Here is a 2025-nt window from a genome sequence, read left to right on the forward strand (position 1 = left end):
ATCTGGAAGTCGGGCTGGATTAAGGGTAAGATGAAGTTAGCTTCTGTAGCAGCAGCTTCTGTCTCGATAGCAGCATCAAAAGAAGGAGTGATAACAATCTTATTAGCATCCAGTGGAGTAAGGGCGATTTTACCATTATCGCTCTTTGCTCCTACAGTAATTCCACGATATTCAGGATTACCCGGAACAGCAGGAGAAGCTTCTACAGGAGCAGTATAAGAAGCGATATTTTCATCATTAAGCTTGTAATCTTTATTATCAGTAGTTCCTGCTTCCCAGCCATCAACAACACCATTATCTGTTTCTAATGCAGTATTTAAATCTCCCGTAAATGCCTCGATTACAGCGGATTTAACAGCATCAAATTCAACATCAGTTGTTGAGTCATAGGAATATTTTACAGAACCTTGATCATTTTTGGTTGTAACAGTATATGTTTGCTTTCCCACTGTTACCGTTAACGTTGCACCTGCATCTGCAAGCTCAACTTCTATCCAAGCATTCACATCCTCTGTCCCTTTCGCTATAGCATCGTCTTTAGCGGCCTCAAGAGCCTCTTTAACAACAGCTTTAAGCGAACCGATAGTTTTGTAATCTGTTCCGTCAAACGTATATTTGGCATCCTGTGCTTTAACTTCATCTTTACCTTCCACAGCAACTACCTTATTAGCAATTGGCTTATAGTTAGCATACAAAACGATAGAGTCTTCCACCAAGAAATAAGAACCACGTAAAGATGCTGTTGCGATTGGACGCAAAGCCTTAATCTCTTTTTTATCGTCTTTACCAATTTCTTTATACAATTGATCCACATAATTGGTTAAGACTCTATTTGCTCCTATATGAGAGGGTTTAGCACCCAGAGTATCCACAATCAGGTGGTTCAATGTATTATTGATTTTGTAATAACAGGTATCCACTACCAAAACTTTCGGGTTTTTAGAAGCTGTAGAGTCTGTCGTTGCCAACAAGAAATCTTCAGACTCATCACCTTTACCGGAAACCGCAGAAGCAGCTTTCCAAGTCTTTGTTTTCAAGTAGTTCTCAATGTTTGCCTCCTGAACATCCTTCCCATTTGCAAAAAACAACTTGCCTGAAGTTGTAATCTGGTTGAAGATTTTCGGAGTTAATGTCAATTTTGTTCCTGCAGCAATAGCACCAGGAGCCATTGGAAGAGTAGGCTTAGTTCCTAAAGCCTCTTCCAAACCACCTTTTACCGCACTCAACTTAGAATCATCAAAGAAGAATGTAGAATCCCCTTTTACGCTATACAAACCTAATTTGCTATTGTATGCCCATTCCGTATTACCTTCTTCATCAAAAGTAGCTACAGCGGTAGAAGCGCCCTTATTATTCGTCTGCAATTTAACAGCGAACATTTTACCTGTCAGCTTATTTTCAAAAGAATAAGTAGGAGTACCGGCTGTACCTACGCCCGGGATAACTTTTATTTTCCACATTGCGGAAAAAGCATCTTCAGCATCCTTAGTTGCCGTCAAGTTTTCCAATGTGGCAAAATCCAATTGGTCATTAGCAAGACTAACCAGCTTACTATTTGTTGTTAAAGTAACGTAGTCTCCTGTTTTCACTTTTTCCAACATGTCTCCGACAGTAGTTGCCTTAGTCTGTTGTGCGAAAGCGGAGACACTACCGGCTACCAGGGCGGTAGCCAAAAGAGTAGAAAATCTCTTGTTCATAATTCTAAATTTAATATTAATACTAATGTTTGAAATAAAGCTATTCTGTATACGCGTACGTTTGTAAACTTCTGTATAATGACTAAAATAAACGTACGTTTATTTTAGTCATTATTTTTGCATTTGTCGAGTTCGTAATCGAAAGCCCGATTTTTGTACATGTATTGCTATCTAATTGATAAGAAAGCATATACGAATAGCAAAAAAATTGAAGAAAAGAATTGCAAGTTCAAAACTTATGCCTATTTTTGTGACGAGAAAAAACGTACGTTTATTTTAGTCATTTTGACCAGTCTTTCTATACTCCTCTGTACCAATAAAATACACT

The 2025-nt window shown here is 38.3% G+C and carries 1 protein-coding gene; it reads right to left on the reverse strand.

All coding sequences use genetic code 11. The features are described from left to right. A partial coding sequence (locus DW103_RS16105; protein ID WP_147381228.1) for a hypothetical protein occupies nucleotides 1–1697 on the reverse strand: 1697 nt, incomplete at its 3' end. Between the last annotated feature and the right edge of the window lie 328 nt (nucleotides 1698–2025).

The organism is Parabacteroides sp. AM08-6, from assembly GCF_003473295.1.
Taxonomy (GTDB): domain Bacteria; phylum Bacteroidota; class Bacteroidia; order Bacteroidales; family Tannerellaceae; genus Parabacteroides.